The 20,565-nt window shown below is 28.9% G+C and carries 16 protein-coding genes and 1 tRNA gene; 14 read left to right on the top strand and 3 right to left on the bottom strand.

Annotated elements, in window-relative coordinates:
• Positions 1–4: 4 nt before the first annotated feature.
• The 3 genes from HXZ69_RS06580 to HXZ69_RS06570 all read right to left on the bottom strand — a co-directional run bounded on the left by HXZ69_RS06580 (position 5) and on the right by HXZ69_RS06570 (position 3,445).
• Positions 5–1,435: a TrkH family potassium uptake protein gene (locus HXZ69_RS06580; RefSeq protein WP_260392013.1), complete on the bottom strand. Its 1,431-nt coding sequence runs from the start codon at positions 1,433–1,435 to the stop codon at positions 5–7.
• 376 nt (positions 1,436–1,811) lie between these two features.
• Positions 1,812–2,981 carry an MFS transporter gene (locus HXZ69_RS06575; protein ID WP_280051579.1) on the bottom strand — a complete coding sequence of 390 codons (1,170 nt, stop codon included), beginning with the start codon at positions 2,979–2,981 and terminating at the stop codon, positions 1,812–1,814.
• 41 nt (positions 2,982–3,022) lie between these two features.
• A complete protein-coding gene (locus tag HXZ69_RS06570) occupies positions 3,023–3,445 on the bottom strand; it encodes a GNAT family N-acetyltransferase (protein WP_114999301.1) in 423 nt (140 codons plus the stop codon).
• 176 nt (positions 3,446–3,621) lie between these two features.
• Between HXZ69_RS06570 and HXZ69_RS06565 the strand changes: the two genes are divergently transcribed.
• The 14 genes from HXZ69_RS06565 to HXZ69_RS06500 all read left to right on the top strand — a co-directional run bounded on the left by HXZ69_RS06565 (position 3,622) and on the right by HXZ69_RS06500 (position 20,564).
• Positions 3,622–3,706: transfer RNA gene (locus HXZ69_RS06565), tRNA-Ser, on the top strand.
• 1,539 nt (positions 3,707–5,245) lie between these two features.
• Complete coding sequence (locus HXZ69_RS06560) at positions 5,246–5,893, top strand: DUF6266 family protein (protein WP_286495416.1); 648 nt, start codon at positions 5,246–5,248, stop codon at positions 5,891–5,893.
• A 110-nt stretch (positions 5,894–6,003) separates the two neighbouring features.
• Positions 6,004–6,798 carry a hypothetical protein gene (locus HXZ69_RS06555; protein WP_286475127.1) on the top strand — a complete coding sequence of 265 codons (795 nt, stop codon included), beginning with the start codon at positions 6,004–6,006 and terminating at the stop codon, positions 6,796–6,798.
• Positions 6,799–6,813: 15 nt separating this feature from the next.
• Positions 6,814–7,419 (top strand): ATPase, encoded by a 606-nt coding sequence (locus tag HXZ69_RS06550; protein ID WP_286495415.1) that lies wholly within the window; start codon positions 6,814–6,816, stop codon positions 7,417–7,419.
• A 53-nt stretch (positions 7,420–7,472) separates the two neighbouring features.
• Positions 7,473–8,099 (top strand): hypothetical protein, encoded by a 627-nt coding sequence (locus HXZ69_RS06545; RefSeq protein ID WP_286475131.1) that lies wholly within the window; start codon positions 7,473–7,475, stop codon positions 8,097–8,099.
• A 147-nt stretch (positions 8,100–8,246) separates the two neighbouring features.
• On the top strand, positions 8,247–9,233 hold the full coding sequence (locus HXZ69_RS06540) for a helix-turn-helix transcriptional regulator (RefSeq protein ID WP_286495414.1): 987 nt from the start codon (positions 8,247–8,249) through the stop codon (positions 9,231–9,233).
• A gap of 58 nt (positions 9,234–9,291) precedes the next feature.
• A complete protein-coding gene (locus HXZ69_RS06535) occupies positions 9,292–9,720 on the top strand; it encodes an exodeoxyribonuclease X C-terminal domain-containing protein (RefSeq protein ID WP_286495413.1) in 429 nt (142 codons plus the stop codon).
• A gap of 51 nt (positions 9,721–9,771) precedes the next feature.
• On the top strand, positions 9,772–11,373 hold the full coding sequence (locus HXZ69_RS06530; protein ID WP_286495411.1) for an AAA family ATPase: 1,602 nt from the start codon (positions 9,772–9,774) through the stop codon (positions 11,371–11,373).
• A gap of 1 nt (position 11,374) precedes the next feature.
• Complete coding sequence (locus tag HXZ69_RS06525) at positions 11,375–12,388, top strand: hypothetical protein (RefSeq protein ID WP_286495410.1); 1,014 nt, start codon at positions 11,375–11,377, stop codon at positions 12,386–12,388.
• Entirely contained in the window at positions 12,378–12,902 is a 525-nt protein-coding gene (locus tag HXZ69_RS06520) for a hypothetical protein (protein ID WP_286495408.1), read from the top strand. Before HXZ69_RS06525 ends, HXZ69_RS06520 begins: the two co-directional genes overlap by 11 nt.
• 29 nt (positions 12,903–12,931) lie before the next feature.
• A complete protein-coding gene (locus HXZ69_RS06515; RefSeq protein ID WP_286495407.1) occupies positions 12,932–15,499 on the top strand; it encodes an NERD domain-containing protein in 2,568 nt (855 codons plus the stop codon).
• Positions 15,500–15,625: 126 nt separating this feature from the next.
• Positions 15,626–16,885, top strand: coding sequence for an exodeoxyribonuclease VII large subunit (locus HXZ69_RS06510; RefSeq protein ID WP_286495406.1), 1,260 nt, complete (start codon positions 15,626–15,628; stop codon positions 16,883–16,885).
• Positions 16,886–16,957: 72 nt separating this feature from the next.
• Positions 16,958–19,435 carry an N-6 DNA methylase gene (locus HXZ69_RS06505; RefSeq protein WP_286495405.1) on the top strand — a complete coding sequence of 826 codons (2,478 nt, stop codon included), beginning with the start codon at positions 16,958–16,960 and terminating at the stop codon, positions 19,433–19,435.
• The gene (locus HXZ69_RS06500) at positions 19,413–20,564 is read left to right on the top strand and encodes a hypothetical protein (RefSeq protein ID WP_286495404.1); all 1,152 of its coding nucleotides are present in this window, start codon (positions 19,413–19,415) and stop codon (positions 20,562–20,564) included. Before HXZ69_RS06505 ends, HXZ69_RS06500 begins: the two co-directional genes overlap by 23 nt.
• Position 20,565: the final 1 nt, after the last annotated feature.

Genomic DNA, 20,565 nt, shown 5'->3' with positions numbered 1-20,565 from the left:
TCTTTTAAATTAAAATATCATCTGATGGATAACGATAATTAGATGAAACAGTTTTCTTGAAAAAAGCCATCAAAATTGTAATCATCGAAACACGACCAATAAACATCATTGTAATGACAACAATTTTACTTGGATCGGATAATGTTGGTGTTAAATTTAAAGATAAACCAACTGTTGAATATGCCGAAAAAGCTTCGAATGCAACATCAATGAGATGCAAATGATTATCAAATTTAGTAATCAAAAATATTCCTGTTCCAATCACTAAAAAAGATAATGTCATCGTTGCAAAAGCTTTCTGTACATTAATCGGGTTTAATTCTCTTTTATAAATTTCAATCTTATTTTTTCCGCGTGCAATATTAATAAAATTAAGAATTGCAATGGCAAAAGTACTCGTTTTGATTCCTCCTCCTGTCGAAGCTGGCGAAGCTCCAATCCACATCAATAAAATAACTAAAAGGATAGATGAGAACTGTAAATGAGAAAAATCGATATTATTAAAACCTGCTGTACGAGGCGTCATTGCAACAAATAAAGCCGAAATAAATTTACCAAAACCATGATGTTGACCTAATGTCAAATAATATTCTTCGAAGAATAAAATGATCGTAGAAATAATTAATATGACTAATGAAGTTATTAAATTTACTTTAGAACTTAACGAAAACACCCAATTTTTACGATTATTCTTGTTGTGAATAATTTTTGAGATTAATTTTCGAATTAAATAATCCACATAACGCAAAATATTAATCAAAATAGGAAAGCCTATTCCTCCTAAAAAAATCAAAGTGATTAGAACTGACTGAAAACCATAATTGTGTACAAATCCTTTGTTCATCAAACCATTAGGCAAAGTCGAAAAACCAGCGTTACAAAAAGCCGAAACCGAATGAAAAATACTGAAAAATAATTTGTCTACAATACTAATATTATATGGTGCAATCGAAATATAAATTAAAGCCGCACCTACTAATTCGATTCCAAAAGTTAAATAAATAATCTTTTTTACAAACGAAAAAACTTCACTCAAAGAGTCATTATTTGCAATACTTCCCAAGGCAATTTGATTCTCATAAGAGCTGTTTCCTTTGAAAAAATAAGCAATATATCCGGCAAAAGTCAAAATTCCTAAACCTCCTGCTTGAATGAGTAACATCAAAATAAAATGACCAACTGGCGTGTACGTGACATAGGTATCAACAGACGTTAAACCCGTTACACAAACGGCGCTTGTAGACGTGAACAATGCATCTAAAAAAGAAATTGGATGATAAGTTGCTTTTGGTAACATCAATAAACACGCTCCGCCAAAAACTAAAATCAAAAAACTGAAAATAAATAGTTGCGGCGGCGTAATAACTGATCGTTTGAATGTAAAATTAGGCGTAGCAATTTCTCGAATTAATTTTAGTACAATCGCAAATTGCAAATATTTACTAACAAAAAACCAACTATAATCGGTGACTTGAATTTTAATACAATAAAGAATAAACAAAATACTTAAAATATCAAAAATGATGACTCGCGGAATAATTTTTTCTTTAAAGTAGATATATTTGAGAATAGTTCTCAGAATTCCGATTGACAAAAGTATTATAAAAAATATATTGATATAAAGTTTATAAACAACGGGAAATCCAAATCCAAACATCACTAACAACGCAATAATTGCGAGGATGTAAGAAATTGAAAGTAGTACATTAAAAAACTTGTTATTGACTAAAAATCGAAACATAGTTTTACTTCATTTAATAAAAAACAAATTTATAATTATGTTTACTTTTTACAAGTTTTTCATTATTTTTTTACTCTGTTTTAAAAATTTTCATTCTGCCAACCATAAAAACCATAATCAATCCAAAGCAAGCAAATAAGGCATAAGAGTATCTCAAATCAAAAGCTTCTGCAATATATCCGATCAATGGAGGTCCCATCAAAAATCCTAAAAAAGATATACTCGAAACCATTGCCAATGCAACACCTGGGTTAACATTTTTGTTTTTTCCTGCTACACTATAAACCGTTGGCACATTACACGCAACGCCCAATCCAACCATCATAAATGCAATTGTACACACAATAAATTGAGGAAAAAATACCGAAAGCATCAAACCAGAAAACATCAAAATTCCACTAATTTGCATGATGCGTTGTTTTCCGTATTTGCTGATAAAATAATCTCCAACAAAACGTCCTGTTGCCATCATCACCATAAACGATGCGTAACCAACGACAACCAAATTTTGCGGTGCTTTTACAATATCTTGGAAATAAACACCACTCCAATCGAACATAGCTCCTTCTGTTGCCATGCTCAAAAATCCAATAATTCCCAATTGAACCAAAACTGTATCTGGTTTAGAGAAAATAGATTTCTTTTCCTTTGCTGGAGCTGGCGTAGAATCGACTAAATATTTTTTATTAATGAACCAACTCAAAATGATTAGGCCATAAATAATCACAAAATGATAAAATGTATTCACATGCAAATTCATCATCAATAATCCAATCAAAGCACCAGTAAAACCCGCAATACTCCACGCTCCATGAAAAGATGACATAATCGATTTTCCATATATTTTCTCAACCTCAACGCCTTGCGTATTCACCGAAATATTGCACATGTTTCCGATTACTCCAAAGAAAAATAAGACAGCACCTAATTGATAAAAATTTTGAGCCAAACCAATACAACAAAGGATCAAAGGATAAATTAAAACAACTATTCGTAAGACATTTTTGCTTCCAAATTTCGCTACTAATTTTCCGGAAAGTGCCATTGTACACAATTGACCAATCGGCATTATCAACAACAAAGTTCCTAATTGTCCTTCTGAAATTCCTAAATCTGATTTGATTGTCGGAATACGACTTGCCCATGAAGAAAAGGCTAAACCTTGCGAAAAAAAGAAAAGCGAAACAGCTAAACGAATGCGATTTTTTTGAGTTGATGATAATTCTGTTGATGAATGCATGGCTAAAAAATGATTTGCAAAGTTAAGCTACTCTCCCGAAATTATAAACTCAAATGCAAAATAGGATAAGCTTTTCCTTCACCATCTTTTTCAGAACGAGAAATAACCTTAAAACCTTGACTTAAATAAAAATCAATTGCTTGCTGATTTTGTTCATTCACATCGACAGATTTTACATGCAATTCTTGAATAGAAAAATCCAACAACGCCTTCCCTACTCCTTTTCGTCGAAAATCATTGTGAATAAATAACATTTCGAGATTTTGTTCTGCGACACCGACAAATCCTACCAATTGATTTTCTATCTCGTAACCAAACAAAGTTACATGCGGAAAATAATTTGGTAAATTTTCTTTATAATATTCGAAATCTTCTTTTGCTAAAAAATCGTGTGTGTTTAGTACTGCACTTTCCCAAATCTCTCTCAATCTCGGAAAATCTACTTCTTCAATTCTTCTAATCATGACTAAAATTAATTACAACAAAGATATAAACGACTCTTTTCAAAAAAAACAATAAAAATATTCTATTGAGAATCATTTTGTTAAAAATTATTTTAAAAATAATTGTTTTTAGAATTTGGTAATTCAAAAAAGCGTTCTATATTTGCACTCGCAATACCGCAGTAGACTGCGTTATTGGAGAGTTGGCAGAGTGGTCGAATGCGGCAGTCTTGAAAACTGTTGAGGGTCACACCTCCGGGGGTTCGAATCCCTCACTCTCCGCTAAGAAAACCCAATAGAGTAATCTGTTGGGTTTTTTGTTTTTCTGAAGTTGTTGAAAATTTCATTTTCATAAAACTGAAAGGAAAAACAAAAAATAATAGAAGCGAAGTATCTAGAGTTTTCTTAGAATTACTTTCTTTTCTAGGGAATATGAAATAATCACTCTATCTCCGCTGACAAACCCAAATAGAGTAATCTGTTAGGTTTTGGTTTTTTTACGGTTTATGGTTAACCTTGTACGTTTTTTGTTATTAATACACGAATTCACTTATATCAACAAATTTCAAGAAACACATACAATTTTCAGACTAGCTTCAACCCATTTAAACGAGCGTATAAAAGATTTGTGAGCGATAGCGAGTCATTTATATTTTTAAGGAGTAAAATGAAGATTGAACGTTGAAAATCGCAGTCTTGTAATGCTTTGCATTCATGAATACCTTAAAAATAATAATAAATCATATGAATAACTTTTGGTTCCTTTTGTGTTAAAACTTCCCTGATGGGCACATGAATTCAAATGAATACAATAATAAGTCATCAATAAAAAGAACGTAATAAAGAACTATTAATTATTTTCTTATTATCCTAAATTATGTTCAGATCCTATTTCTTAAACCAAAATACATAATACATAATACATTTTACAACTTAACATCGATATACGAACACCGAACAAACCATACGGAACGGATACACAATGGATACAGAATGGATACAGCGCGGATACACAACCGATACAGAAAAGTGTCATTTTGGATATACACCGATACAGGATTTTAACACTTTTTAACACTTAATTTCTCTAACCACAATAGAAACATAGGTTTTATTAAGCTTTGCGCTCTACGCTTAATGTTTTACGGATTTTGTCATTCTGGGCTTGTTTCAGAATCGCATTCAATATGTCATTTCGAGGTATCGAGAAATCTTTCTATCACTTTTTTATTCATAGCTTATCTATTTTAATTATCGGTATTCATATGCCTTACAGGGAAGAGAGCAAAAAAGTAATCAATACTTCGGCAGGCTCAGCACAAGCAAGTCAAGGCCGTAAACCTCTCTACTAAAAATATTTTCATTTCACTAAAGATCTAAAAAAACCCTACGGCCTAAAATCTTTTTAACGTTGCACTCAAACATTTTCTTAACGTGAGAGTTTTAATGCTGGTTTTCATCCTTTTCAATATTCAAATTCACTTTTAAACAACAGATTTTGTCATTCTGAACTCGTTTCAGAATCTCTTCCTTAGTCCTAAGCTCAAATACTTTGTACATAATACAACTCTAAAATCTCACTTCTCAAATCTCAAATCTCATATCTCATATCTAACATCTACATTTTACATAATACATAATACATAATACATTTCACAAATCTAAAATCTCAATTCTCACATCTAAAATCAATCATTCCCCTTCATCATCCACCAATTTTGTTCACAGCTCGTCAGGTTTCAATTACTTAAAGCTATTCAGTCTACATTCGAATTGTTGCTGAACCAAGTCAAATAAAGTTTAATTTAAAATCTATTAAAAATGGGAAAAATTACAGATTCTCTATTGTCTGGTACGCGAGGTCGTACTGGACGAATTGTTGTTTCGAATATCGAAGGGCATGAAATATCTCGTATGCGACCACGAAAATCAAATCGTATACCAACGCCAAAACAACAAGTTATAAAAGACAGATTCAATTTTGCTGTACAATTTATACAAGGGTATAAAGCATTGGCTAAAACCTATTACGGAAAAAGGTCTGGACTAAAATCATCTTACAATCAAGCGATGGCAAATTTATTACAAGCCATTTCATGTGATATGGATACGTTAACTTTTTCTATTCAGTACAACAACATTCAATTCACAAAAGGTAATTTACTTGAACCACAACCTGTAAATATTACAGCAGACGATCCACTATCGGCAACGATTACATGGACCAATAATGCAACAGAACTTGTAGATCAAAATGACACCTTAGTTATATTGTATGCAGAAGATGGTAATACAAAAGCACAATCAACGGTTGTACAAACAACCGTAAAACGCTCCGAAGAATCCTATGTACTACAATTTTTACCAAAATATCAAGGAACAGATATACATGTATGGATGAGTTTTTTATCCGTCATAAAACAAGACGCTGCACCGTCTGTTTATTTAGGTCAAATCACTGTACCTTAATCACTTCCCCTCTGCTTTTTGGAGGGGATTTTTTGTTTTCATTATAATTTATTGTATATTAGACAAATACATCTTTACTACAAGCATTTTCAATTTTAATTTTTAAGCGTATGAAAATTGAAGTATATGAAGAATATATCAAGTACCTGAACTTTTTTATTCATCGATATGGAGATGTAATCAAAAAAATTGAACCACAAGTCGAGGCAAAACAAGATATCCTAAACAAACAGTATATGCAAATGATAGAATATGCATTTGGTTTTATTCAAAAAATCAATTTGTTTGCGATTCAAGATTATCAATCACAACTGTTGTTTATTCCGCAATTAATCTTTTACTTCAATGATGTCTGCGAATGTCCTGGTCCCCCAACCCTATCCATAGATTTTAATGTTGACATAAAAGCAATTTGCGAACTATTAAAAATCAATACACAAATCACTTATAATCAAAACCAATATTTTCCTTTTCTTATTGATATTTCAGGTTTATCAGACGGTTACCATCATCTTGCAGGTTTTATCCACCGACACAAACAAAATGAATTTACTTATTACTGTGTTTCGATCCAAGTCAAAAGCCAAGAATTAAAAGGCCATTGGAAAAAGTTTTATCATATTCCCATTCAAAAACTCAAATTAATTTACAAAGAATGCCTGCAAAAAAACCAAACACTTTATGCTTTTACAGCAGATACGGAATTTACTTACTATGAAATTCAAAAAGGATTCAACTACTATTTCAACTGCTCCTTTACGGAATACGAACAAAAATTAAAAATGTTGAAAGCAGCTGCGAATAATTGGATGATTAATGCTTCCCAATACACTACACATTCAAAATTTACAACTCAAAAACCATTAGACACATCCATCAACAAACGATACGACGAACCTTTATAACCAAATTGTAATGCTATGATCAATTATCAAAAACTTTTATTTCACCTGGAACAACAGGGACGTAAACATATTCACCCAAATTACACTTTTCAAAAAGAGGATTTCCCATATATTGTCCGTTTAGCTGCTTATTTCCTAAACGACGAAGAAAAATGCAAGGAGTTAGCAATAGACCTAGACAAAGGAATTTTACTAACTGGACCAATCGGAATCGGAAAAACAACTTGGTTCCGTTTAATGCAACGCATTATGGTCAAAAAACAAAAATTCTTTTACACTACATGTAGAGACGTATCATTCGAATTCATCAAAGAAGGCTACAACACCATCGACAAATACAGCAGAGGAATCCCGTTGGATTTCCCAATGAAAAACATTTGCTTCGATGATCTAGGAACAGAAAACAACATCAAATATTTCGGGAACGAATGCAACGTCATGGCCGAGATTATTCTTTCTCGCTACGACCTATTCATGAACCTCAACATCAAAACCCACATCACAACTAATCTATCTGCTTCCGAAATCGAAAAGTATTACACCGAACGTGTACGCTCTCGCCTTCGTCAGATGATGAATGTACTTTCTGTTCCTGCGGATAGGAAGGATAAGAGAAGTTAAATACAATATGATCTTTTCAATAAATTATTATATTCGTGTAAAGTATTTGTATTATGAAAACTTTCATTTTAGATATCATTTCAAAAATAACTTCATATTCTAAAGAGTTAGATGATAAATCTTTGATTATAAATAAAAAATGGATATTAGTAGATGAATCAGACGAAAAATCCTCGTTTATTTTTAGAGAAAATAATCAATTATTAATATCTGAAAATGGAATTATTCAAAAATCAAGTTGGGATTATATAACAAATGATTTGGTTTCATTAGAAATTAAGAATATAAACTACCTTTTTACACCTTCATTTTTAGATGAAAACCTGTTTATTTTAAAATTAGATGGAAGAAATGAATATGTAGTATTCATTAATGAAAATAAAGTTCAGGGAATTATTAATTCTCTTCAACAAATTAATGATTTTATTGATTATAAATACATTAAAAATAATACTAGTGAAAAATCCTTTAAGAATGAAAATATTGTACGTCCAGATTTTTATTTAAATACTATTAATACGTTAGATGGAATTCAGTTAAATATAAAAACGAAATTATCTATAGGATATACTATAGGTGATAAAGTTTTTATTAATGATAAACCAGCTCCAACAGGTAAATATAAATTAGGATGGTTAGATTATTTATACGTAAAAGATGGTGAAATTTCTAGTTTATAAATTATTTTAATCATCTTCAACTCCCCAGTTGAGTTTTTTTATTTAATACTTTCCTAATCTCTGCAATTTTATTGCACACTTATATCTTTACTTTGCCGTTCGAAGCAATTTTTATTTTATTAAATTTACAACTATTCATATTCGTTTATGGCTGTCAACAAAAACGCATTAATCAGATACAAAACATTAGACAAATGTTTTAGCAATCAATTTCGTAACTATTATATCGATGATTTAATCAATGAATGTTCTATTGTTTTAAAAGAACTTTATGGAGAAGATACATCTGTTTCTCGTCGTCAAATTTTATATGATATGGAGTTTATGGAAAGCGATGCAGGATATGAAGCACCTATCATTGGAATAAAAGACGGCCGTAAAAAATTTTACCGTTATGAAGATCCTAATTTTACAATTCAAAATAAACCATTAAACCAAGAAGAACAACTAGCCTTAGAAAATACGTTAGAATTACTTTCTCGTATGAAAGGGATTCCTGGGATTGATGCAATAGAAAATATTGAAGCTAAATTAAATGAAGTGAAAGATAACAAAGGGAATCAAAAATTAATTTCATTCGAGGAAAGCGAATTTTTGATAGGATTAGAACATCTAACACCCTTATATAATTTCATCAAAAACAACCAAACAATCAAAATAGTTTATCAATCATTTAAAACAGAAAATGAACAAGAATTCTGTATTTCACCTTATCACTTAAAACAATTCAACAAACGTTGGTTTTTATTTGGGTGGAACCATAAGGATCAATACCTTCAAAATTTGGCATTAGATCGAATTCAAGGGATCGAAATTAATAAGGAAACTTACATTCCAACAGAAGTGGATTTTGATGAGTATTTTGAGGATATCATTGGGGTTACAAATAATTTAGATACAGAACTTACTGAGGTTAAAATCCAACTAACAGATCATATCATCCCCTACATCAAATCAAAACCGATTCATGGTTCTCAAAAAATAGCAGAGAATAGATTACAAATTAAAGTTAAGTTAAATTACGAATTAGAATCTTTAATCCTTTCGTATGGCGAAAATATGAAAGTAATAGAACCAATCGAATTAGTTCAAAATTTAAAAACTAGAATCGATCAATTAAAAGAATTGTACTAGTGCAAGTATGTTGCATAAGTTGTTTATACGTTTGCATTGTCAATCACAATATACAATTATGAGAAACCTTACATTATATACAGCAGATACAAAATTCGATTTTGGGAAATATAAAGGAACTAATTTATATGAAGTTTTAAATACTAACCCACTTTATATTAAATGGTGTATAGAAAATATCGAATGTTTTTTTACAGAAGACGATTTGTTAAAAGAAGTTCTTAAATCCAATAACCGTTTAACAATTATAATTGATGATGAATCCAAAGAAATACAATTGGTCGATTCATCATTAAAAACATTAGAAATAAACAACAGTAAGATTATAAAATATAAAACGTTACAAGACTCATATGATGAATATTATACGTATAGTAATGATTACTATGACGATTGGGCACAAGATATGAGTAATAATTGGTTAGCTTATGCAGCAGGAACAGATGATCCAGAAACGATGAATGATGTCTATTGGAATTTAGATTAAAACAATCAAGAGAAATAGCATTAAATTTATAATAATACTTAAACAGGAAAGATGAACAATTATATTAAAGTAAAAAACTTTAAAAAGTATATAGAAACGCCGGAAATTGCTTTAGATGAATTAAATTATTTTGTAGGAACGAATAGTTCTGGGAAATCAACTTTAGTAAAGGCTTACATGTTGATCACAAAATTTATTCTATCTGATAAGTTATATGAAATTGAATTTACTTCTGATTATTATAAGGATTTGAATATTAATGATTTTGAAAGGCAGAAGTGTAAATTTTCATCAAATTCTGATAAAATTGTAATTGAATTAGGATATAATAATTTAATCTTCAATTTAGAATTAATTTCTCATGAACGCTCAAATTATGCTACAGTTTCAAACTATTCGGTTTATGATTCAGTGAATGATATTGTTTACGAATTCAAATACAATCCTGGTAGAACTACTAAAGAACTTCATTCTGTAAATTTCGAAACTAATGAACCAATTTATGAAGATCAATTAAATGAATATACATTTCAAGGGATTTTAATGAATAATGATAAGTATATTAATGATATTATTAAACTTATTGAATTTAAGATCAATGAAACTGAAGATGTTGATAAATTAAATAGGTTAAATGAACACCTTAGAACCTTAGAAAATTCTCAAGAGTATGTAGACATAAAATTAAAGTCCTCTTCTGGATTTATAACTTATGATAGTTTTAAAAAATGTGCTCGTGAGGTTCTTTTCTCTGGTAATTTATTAGATAATGATTATAATTCTTGGAATTTAACAAGCATTATTCGTTATTATAGAATATTAAATTTAAATAACAAAAGAATTAATGATCGAGATAATGAATTTGAAGTAGTATTTTCATTAGATTCTTTTAATGATATGATTTTATTCAAAGTACCAAATGGCTTAGATCTTTCAATAAAATTGTCAGAAATATTTAAGAAAATTAATTCTTTGAATTCAATTTACTTGCCACTAAATTTCAGAAAATACTCGAACCTTAATTCCATAATTGATAAAACGAATGATTTAGCTCAGTTGGTTCATAATTTCACAAATTCAAATATATTTAAAAAAGGGAAATCAAATGAATTTATTAAATATTGGATTGGGAAAGAACAATTTAACATAGGAAATGATTTTGAAATTAACTTTTATGGTGGTGAGGCTTATGAAATTTTAATTCATGAAAATGGAGTAAAAATACCTTTAGTAGATAAGGGAACAGGAAATATTCAAATTTTTAAAATTTTAATTATAGTAGCTACTTACTTAGGTCAAAGTAAAAAAATGACTTTAATTCTTGAAGAGCCTGAGTTAAATTTACATCCTTCATTACAATCTAAACTTGCTGATTTATTTTCTTACATCAATAATGAGCTAGGTTTTAAGATAATTGTGGAAACCCATTCAGAATATTTAATTCGTCGTTTACAGGTACTTTCAATTCATGAAAAATTAGATAAATCAAAATTAAGTCTAACTTATTTTCCTACAGAAATAAATGAGGATCCCTATCTATTAAAAATTAGAGATGATGGTTCACTTGATAAAAATTTTGGATCAGGTTTCTTAGATGAAGCAGGTAATCATATGCTTGAGCTGATGAAATTTAATATGACAAGTAAGAATTAATATGATTGTTGTTTTAAACTATCATCATTTAAAAGAATTGTATTTTAATAAAAATATTCATTTTGAATGGATTAATATATTGAACCGTCCGGATGTTGAAATACAATTAGTTGTTACTGATGAAGAAAGGGAATATTTATTTGACTCAAGTTCTAATATTTATAAATTCATGTTTTTGTTTAATAACGGAAGTTTCTTCAAAATTTTTAATAAAAAGCTTGATTTCGATAAAAATCCTAATTATATATTTTTTGATTCTCATTTAAACGAATTAAAAACAGGCAGTTTACTAGTAAATCAAAATACCTTTGAAAATCCTTTCAAACTTCAATATTTTAAAACATTGATCAAAGGAAAGACATCTAATAATTGGAAAACAATTTTTAATCAAAGAAATTTAGAAAGTAATGCTTTGATCCTAAACGATCCTTATATTTTTCATACCAAAGAAGATGAAAAGAATTACGAAATAAGAGATAGGAATATAATTAATCTAATTGATACAATTTTACCCGATAATATTGATATTCCTTATCAAATCTTTATAAATACTTCTATTATTATGGATACAATAGATGAAAATAGAGGACCAAGAAATAAGAAGTATTATGATCAATTCATATTAGATTTAATTGATAGAATTGAGAATTTAAGAGCATACAAAATAGTCGTAGAAATAGTAATTGGAAGAGCGATACATAAAAGGAAGTTGTACACAAATTTCCTTAATGTTACAACGGATAAAGGCTTTAAAATTTTTGATAATACAGATTCAAAAGTTTTAGAACATAATGATATTTTAATTGAAACGATGTTTACACGTAATAATCAATCTCAAGGCGATACCCAATACGATGAAATGAAGAATAGAATGTATGAATTAAAATACTCAATAAATAAATCATTAGAATTTATTAATTCAAAAGATTACAATACTTCAAATAGTTTTTATTATTCGAATTTAAAGCAAGAAGGACAAATAGAAATAAAGAATAGATTATATCATGCAACATAATAAACAAATATTAACACTAGGTACAACATATTATTTAGATACTAAAACGATTAGTTATATTAGGGAAGATAATAATACAAGTAGATACTCAAAATTTTATGGTGTACATCTTGTTTTTGATGAATTTCCAGAAGTTAAAATTTTTTCTAAACTGGAAGATTTGTTAGAAGATGCTGATAATAGAGATAATTATTTTTGTTTTTATAAGGCAGAAGATAACGGTATATATATTTTAGATATTAGAGATTCTGAAAATGTTTTTGGAGGAATGCATATTCATTCAAAATCTATGGATTGGAAATTATATATTAATAATTCTAAAAATATCGTTGTAAAATATAGAGAAAAAGATTTGTTGACAGATCATTTTTCATTTTTACCTAATCAAGAATTATTTATTCAACTAAGTATTCTTTATTATGTTTTAAGAAACTATAATTTATATAAAGAAACAATTCTTAAAGATAAATTCGAGATATTAATGAATCTATTTAATAATTTTAATATTAAATAGATTATTGAATTTCAATAATTAATAACCTTATGGCAAATTTATATCCCAACATAGATACAATTAATTCCTTTAAAGTAAAACCTACCGAAGGTGAGTTTAAACTTATAAATTTTTTAGTAGACTATTTAAATGACGAGTATGAAATATATTTTCAGCCCTATTTAAATGGTGATAATCCCGATATAATTGTAGTCAGAAAAAATGGGGGTGTTTTAATTATTGAAGTGAAGGATTGGAATTTAAATGCCTATCAACTAAACGAAAATATGGATTGGGTATTAAAAAAGAATCCAGATGTTCGTATTAAATCTCCATTGGATCAAGTAAATAATTATAAGGATAACCTTTATAGTATCCATTCCGAAGAATTGTATCTAAAAAAAATAAATTATCCTAATGTATGGTCGGTTGTGCAATGTGCAGTGTATTTTCATCATGCAACAAATAAAGAGATAAATGATTTCCATTCAAATGCATCAAACAGTTATGAAAAGAAATTACAATATATTAACTGGATTGGAAGGGATGATTTAAATAAAACTGAATTTGATAAAATATTAAATAAAACAAGAATAAATCAGAATTCGAGTTTATTTAGTGATGATATCTATTTTAGCATGATAAGATATCTAAAACATCCATTACATGTTATTGAAGATGGTAAAGTTATTAATTATACCAAGGCCCAATTACAACTAAGCGAAAGTAAACCAGTTCGTCAAAAAATTAAAAGTGCTGCCGGGTGTGGTAAAACGTTGGTTTTAGCTAAAAGAGCGGTTAATGCACATAAAAGAACAAATGATAAAGTCCTTATACTAACCTTTAATCTTACGTTAGTTAATTATATAAGAGATCGTATTAACGAAGTAAGAGAAGAGTTCAGATGGTCAAATTTCGAAATTATTAATTACCATCAATTTTTTAAATCCCAAGCAAATAATTATAATGTTAAGATTAATAATGTACAGGATTTCGATAATATCAATTTTTTTAAAAATGTAGAGAAGAATATTAAGAAATATAAAACGATTTTTATAGATGAAATTCAAGATTATCAACAAGAATGGTTAGATATTGTACTTGAGTATTTTGCTGATGAAGATACTGAAATTGTTGTTTTTGGTGATGAAAAACAAAATATTTATGAAAGGGAATTAGATGATTCAAATAATATAAAAATTTCTAAAATCCCAGGTGCTTGGAATAGATCACTAAATCTTAATTTTCGCTCTAAAAATGAAATTGTTAAATTAACAAATGATTTTCAAAAACAATTCTTTAATACAAAATATGATATTATAGAAGCAGAATTACAACAAGAACTCCAATTTGATCAACCATTGATCGAATACTATGATGCTGAAAATATAAATGGTGCATATGATTTAATTTTTGAAATTATAAAAGCTCATCAATTACACCCTTCTGATTGTGGTATACTTTCTTCTAAAGTGAATGAAATTAGAGAATTAGATTTTCAAATTAGAAACTCCAAAAAAGAGAAAACCACTCGAATGTTTGAAACTAAAGAAATCTACCAAGTTTTAAAAGAACGTTATCCTAATCCTAAAGAATTTGAAAAAGAGATTAAGAATTATCGACGTATTAAAAAAGTGAATTTTTGGATGAATACAGGATTAATGAAATTATCTACGATTCAAAGTTTTAAAGGATGGGAAATTGATACGTTATTTTTAATTCTAAATAAGAATTCAGAACTACATAAAGAAATACCAGAGCTAGTTTATACTGGCTTAACGCGTGCGCGTAACAATCTATTTATCATTAATTTAATGAATTCTAATTTTGAAGATTTCTTTAAAAAAATCAAGAAAAATAGTGAAGTTTTATCAATTGAAAATAATAGTAAAACAGAAGATATAACTAAAATCAAGGTTGAAGATGTTGCAGTGATTGATTTAAAGCAAAATGAAAAAGAGTTAAAATTTGATTCATGGAATGAAATAGAAAATTTATTAAATAATTCATTATCATCTGAATTATTAGTTCTAAACAAAATTCTTAAAAATTTACCACCTAAAAATTCTAAAGAAATTATTAATCAAATACAAGATTTGGGATTACCAAGGATTTTTGGAGAGACTTCGATTACATACTATGATTTATTAAAAAACTGTGCGAATCATCTTAATATTTATGGTAATATATCGACCGTGAAAGATCTTGAACAAAATATTTCGCAGATTTATCTTAAGAATATGATTGATAAATTATCACCCGAGGAACGACTAGAACTTGAGGGTAAACTTCAAGAATTTTCAACATCACAAGGATATGGTAAAGAACTAGGTTCTTTAGCTGCATTAGCAGGTGCGCAATTATCTGGTTTCGGGATATATTTAGCTGCATCTACTATTGTTGGAGGTATTACAAGTGCAATAGGTGTAGCTTTACCTTTTGCTTTTTATACAGGTATGTCTTCAGTAATTTCTACAATTATAGGTCCTGTAGGTTGGATTGGATTAGCTGGTGTAGCTTTATATAAATATAATCGGGTAGACTACAATAAAGTTTTACCTCCTATAATATATTTAATTTCATTGAAATATAAATACCTTAATAAGATTGTTGACTGATATAATAATTATATATTTTGTCAAATTTATTGTATATAATTATTAAAATTATTCTAATACATTAGCTAAAGATTTAAAAAATCTATACAGACTATCTACTTCAATTCTATATTAGCTTAAGTTTAAATGAATCAAATAATTGAGAGCAATATTCAAATCTACTCTCCACAATCAATAATAGGCATTTTTAATAATGCGTTAAAACTTCCAGTAACGACTTCTTTGATTTATATTAAAGGGAAATATACTTATGGACATGGGAAATCTTATGCAGGTTATTATTATGATTTTTTATATGCAGAAGCATCCCCTTCAAGTATTGGAACAAAAATATCTACACTATTACGCTCTAAGTTGATCAATAATGAATCTTATGTTTTAAGAGGATTTATCGAAAAAAGAATTAAGAATTCAAGCATAGAATTAGTTTTTGTAGTAGATGAAATAATTCAACAAGAAGAGAAGACAATATCGGAAGAAGATCTACAAAAATTCGAAATAATTCAAAATAAATTAAACAAAGAAGTTAAAAATATAGAAACTTTAATTCGTGAAAAAATAGCACGCAACGAAACAATTAAAGTAGCCAATATTTATGGACACAATGCCATTGTTCAGCGTGATTTTTACGAAGGACTAGGTATAGTTTCACAAAATTTTATTTTAGACGATTACACCTGTAACATAACTTCTGCTACATCTATTTTTGATCAATTACAAGAAGTACAAACAAAAGGATATGATATCATTGGGATAGTTCGTGGCGGTGGAGATAAACAAAGCTTTGACGCATTTGATGATATTCGTTTAGCTAAATACTTTATTTCCCTAAAATCAATTACAATTACGGCTATAGGACATACAGTAGATGAAACATTATTAGACAAACTATCAGATAAAAGATATAATCTTCCACTCGATTATGGTGTTGGTTTAAATAAAATTGTGGAAAAAATCACCTTAGAAAAATCTAATTCAAGAGCAATTTTAATTGATGAAGTAAAAAAAGATGTTCAAAAGCAATTTCAAGAACAAGTTAAAACACTAGAAACTCAGCTCAACAAAAGAAATTTAGATTTTAAAACGCTACAAGATTCTTCTCAAAAATCAGTAAAGGATTTATCAGACGAAGTTCAGAAAATGAATCAAACTCGTTCCGTAGAAATCGAGAAGACAAGGAAAGATTTAGAATTATTGCATCAGAAGCATACTGATACCGTTTTGGAGAACGAAAGGAATAAAAACAATCTCCAAATACAAAAATTGATTCAAGAGATTAACAATCTTAAAAATGAATTGAACAAGACTAAAAATTCATCTAGTCTAACTATTATTATAATTACCTTAATAATAGGACTTATTTTAGGTTTTTTTCTATTTAAATAAGGATAACATCACTAATGCAAAACCATTGCATAGTTGGTAATTTACTTTGCAGTGTAATTTAAAGTTGGACGTATGTTAAGAAACTATAGAGAAAATGTGATTTGGAAATCATTAAGTATTTTAAAGGGGAATCAAGAGTTAGAAACTTACGATGTTTTATTGTTCATCATTACTCTGCATCATTTTGGGTACATCGATACAGCAAAAGATAATGCTGATTTTATCGATGAGATCAAAGTTAAAACGTACAGTGATAATTCTTCAACAACGGGGAAAGTTTTATTTCAATTATTTTCTATATACGAAAAGGATTTAATAGCAATTGGAAATGAAAACATTAGATACATAGCATCTACGATTGAGTTTTCTAATTTTGGTAATGTTTCAACGGAAGAATTCATTAAGCATTTTGAAGAAATGTTAATGGAAATTAGTTCTTCGAATAAGCAAATTTTTAGTCATGTTGAGCTACCGAATAGTATTGCTGAATTAATGGTTGCATTAATTAATGCTTCTGCAACTAAAATTTATAATCCATTTGCTACAATTGCATCTTTAGGAGTAGCATTAAAAAATGATAAGGCGATTTATTACGGACAAGAAGATAATGAAAGATTTTGGGCAATCGGAATGTTACGTTTACTGGTTCATGGAAAATCTACTTTAAATTTCAAGCTAGAAAATTCGTTTGAAGAATGGAAAAATGATCTAGCATTAGATGCTATTATTTCAATACCATCTTTTAGATCATTGCGTGTTACTCAACATAGAAATCGAATTTCTAATGAATCTTTCATTATAGAGGAAAGTCTTGATGCATTAAATGCTAACGGGGAACTAATTGTTCAAATTCCTTTAAATTTTTTAAATACACAAAAAGATTCATCGCTTAGAAAAAGATTAGTAGAAGAAAATTTAATTGATACAGTTATTTACCTTCCGAAAGGTTTAGTGGCAAGTCATTCCATTGATACTGTAATTCTAAAACTAAGTAAGCACCGAGAGGAGGCTGATAAAGTTACATTTATTGATGCAACATCTTTCATTTACAAAGGTGAAAATAAAATAAATACACTCGATTCTGATTCTTTAATTGATTTAATTAAAGATAAAAAGAATACACCTGCTATTAGATACGTTGATAGACAGCATATCAGAGATAAAGAATACAATTTATCACCAAAAATTTATTTTTTGGATGATATCAATGGTATTTCTTTAGGTGATTTCTCAACAATTATTCGAGGAGAAAACTCAAACCTTCCAGAAGTTGGAAAAGTCGTAACGATTAAACACTTACAAAGTGATAGCTTTAATCATGAGCTAGAGATCAATTCAGTTGATGAGGTTGAAATCACGAAATACACCCGTATGATTTCAGAGTCTTGTGTATTGGTAGCAACCCGATTCAACAAGTTGAAACCAACTTATTTCGAGTTTAAGGATACCCCTATTTTTTTAAAAAACAATGATGTGGTAGCCTTAAAGATTAACGAAACCAAAGTCGATTGGAAATACCTAATCAATCAATTACAATCCGACTCAGTTGTAGCTCAAGTAGAGGCTTTAAGTAAAGGAAGTTTTATGCCTGCACTTGGGGTAAAAGATCTTTTAAATATCGTCATTGAAGTTCCTTCTTTAGAGGAACAAAAACGCATCTATGTAGAAAATTTCACAAATTATATTGGTGAAAGAGCAAAGCATAGAAAAGAAGAAGAAATCGATGAAAGATTATCTATAAGCGATGAAAATAGTCTATTCAGACACGAAATTGCAGGTGCTTTACGTAATGTAAAATCAGCTTTAAAGTTTGTACAGAAAATTACAGACGAGCAAATCAAGATAAACTATCCAGAGGTAGTTCAACTTACAGCTCATCAGAAGTTGTCTACTACTTTTGAAGGGTATTTAAACTTAATGCAAACGGATTTAGATCGCATTACTATGGCTGTTAATCGTATGGTAGGAAATGAAGAGGATCAATTTCAACAAATGAAAATGGAAGAATTTGATTTGATTCAATTTTTAAAAGAATACATCGAAGGGGTAAAAGTACGTGCAAATGGAAGATTTCGAATGGAAGGTGAATTTCAGAAAGATTTTCTAGCGGAGAATAACATCGATAAAATAGAAATCAATGCAGATAAGGATTTATTACGTAATGTATTGGATAATTTAATCGAAAATGCAGAAAAGCATGCATTTAACTATACTTCATCGGAGGCGAATCGTATTTCTATCCAATTAATACATTTTGATGATACTGAGTTTAAAGAAATTCAAATTGATGTTTGCAACAATGGTAATCCTTTACCAAAGGATATTACACACGCACAATTAACACGCAAAGGGGAATCTTTTGGTGAAAATGGTGGGAATGGCTTAGGTATATGGTATGTGAATAAAGTAATGAAATTAATGGGTGGTGCATTTACATTTACAGACGAAACAATGGAAAGATATTCATCAAATGATCTTGTAACTTCTATGGAATTAAACTTACCTGCTCAATATATATTTAAAGACTATGATGAAAGTACTGTGGTTTGATGACGAACATCAAAAATTCATTCCTTTAAAAGAGGAAGCTATTTTAAAGGATATCGAATTGATTGGTTTTAACAATGCAGCTGATGGATTAAAAGAACTAGAAGCTAATTTTAATCTATACGATGCATTAATTGTAGATGGTAAATTCTTCATAAATAAAGAAGCTACAAATACATCAGATAATGCATTTGGTGAAGTCGCTAAAACGTTAGATATACTGAAAATGAAAGGCAAGGTTCTTCCTGCCTTCATTTACTCAGGACAGACAAATTTTGTGTTAGATAAACATTCCTTTGTAGAATTATTCAAAGAGACTTTCCAAGAAGGAGGTAAAGTGTTTAATAAAAACAACGATGATGATTTTCCTTTATTATTGGAGATGATTAAAACTGCGGTGCAAGACAATCCCAATTCTCAAATCCGTCAACAATTCAATTCAGTTTTCCAAGCTATAAAAGGAATAGAAGCATTAGAAAAACATCAGTCCACACTTTTAGACATCCTAAAAGAAATCGATAGTAATCAAGACTATACCAAAGTTCGTAAAATTATCGAAAGTCTGTTTAAAGCTTTATCTGATGTTCATATTATCCCTGAAGGATTTACAGCAGAAAAAGGTTGGATTAATGGAACCTCTTTATTTATTTCAGCGAAACATTCAGATTATGATTTTACAGATCCTGATTTCATTCATTCAACAATCAGGGAAACAGTATACAGTGTATTAAAAATTGTGCAAGATGCTTCTCACAACGAAGGGGGATTAACCTATAAAATCGATGAGTATTCGCGTAGTTATAAATCTGGATATTTGTACAAAAGCATTGTCTATGGCTTGCTAGAAATTCTAAGTTATTTTGGAGAATTAATCAGAAATAACCAAGATAAAACAGTAAACCAATCCCGTTGGCGAAAGAAAGATAATTCTTCAATGATCGAAGGAGTTGTTTGTCAAGACGAAAAAGGGAATTATTATGTAGAGCAATATTTAGTAAATTATAAAAGTGTACCTACTTATATTAACATAGGAGAAACAATGATAATAGAGATGTTTGCAGAAAACACGAATCCAAATACAAAACTATATTACCCCTATTTTGTTCAAAAATTCAAAAAGAAAGAATCATAAT

Source organism: Empedobacter sp. R132-2, from assembly GCF_030324375.1.
Classification (GTDB): domain Bacteria; phylum Bacteroidota; class Bacteroidia; order Flavobacteriales; family Weeksellaceae; genus Empedobacter; species Empedobacter falsenii_B.
Note: the sequence above shows the minus strand (reverse complement) of the source record. Positions and strands in the feature narration are given on the sequence as shown.

Coding starts and splice junctions, on each gene's coding strand:
- HXZ69_RS06550 (WP_286495415.1), top strand. CDS start 6,814: ATGATCAATTATCAAAAACTTTTATTTCACCTGGAACAACAGGGACGT.
- HXZ69_RS06520 (WP_286495408.1), top strand. CDS start 12,378: ATGCAACATAATAAACAAATATTAACACTAGGTACAACATATTATTTA.
- HXZ69_RS06570 (WP_114999301.1), bottom strand. CDS start 3,445: ATGATTAGAAGAATTGAAGAAGTAGATTTTCCGAGATTGAGAGAGATT.
- HXZ69_RS06500 (WP_286495404.1), top strand. CDS start 19,413: ATGATGAAAGTACTGTGGTTTGATGACGAACATCAAAAATTCATTCCT.
- HXZ69_RS06560 (WP_286495416.1), top strand. CDS start 5,246: ATGGGAAAAATTACAGATTCTCTATTGTCTGGTACGCGAGGTCGTACT.
- HXZ69_RS06505 (WP_286495405.1), top strand. CDS start 16,958: ATGTTAAGAAACTATAGAGAAAATGTGATTTGGAAATCATTAAGTATT.
- HXZ69_RS06555 (WP_286475127.1), top strand. CDS start 6,004: ATGAAAATTGAAGTATATGAAGAATATATCAAGTACCTGAACTTTTTT.
- HXZ69_RS06525 (WP_286495410.1), top strand. CDS start 11,375: ATGATTGTTGTTTTAAACTATCATCATTTAAAAGAATTGTATTTTAAT.
- HXZ69_RS06575 (WP_280051579.1), bottom strand. CDS start 2,981: ATGCATTCATCAACAGAATTATCATCAACTCAAAAAAATCGCATTCGT.
- HXZ69_RS06540 (WP_286495414.1), top strand. CDS start 8,247: ATGGCTGTCAACAAAAACGCATTAATCAGATACAAAACATTAGACAAA.
- HXZ69_RS06530 (WP_286495411.1), top strand. CDS start 9,772: ATGAACAATTATATTAAAGTAAAAAACTTTAAAAAGTATATAGAAACG.
- HXZ69_RS06545 (WP_286475131.1), top strand. CDS start 7,473: ATGAAAACTTTCATTTTAGATATCATTTCAAAAATAACTTCATATTCT.
- HXZ69_RS06510 (WP_286495406.1), top strand. CDS start 15,626: ATGAATCAAATAATTGAGAGCAATATTCAAATCTACTCTCCACAATCA.
- HXZ69_RS06535 (WP_286495413.1), top strand. CDS start 9,292: ATGAGAAACCTTACATTATATACAGCAGATACAAAATTCGATTTTGGG.
- HXZ69_RS06515 (WP_286495407.1), top strand. CDS start 12,932: ATGGCAAATTTATATCCCAACATAGATACAATTAATTCCTTTAAAGTA.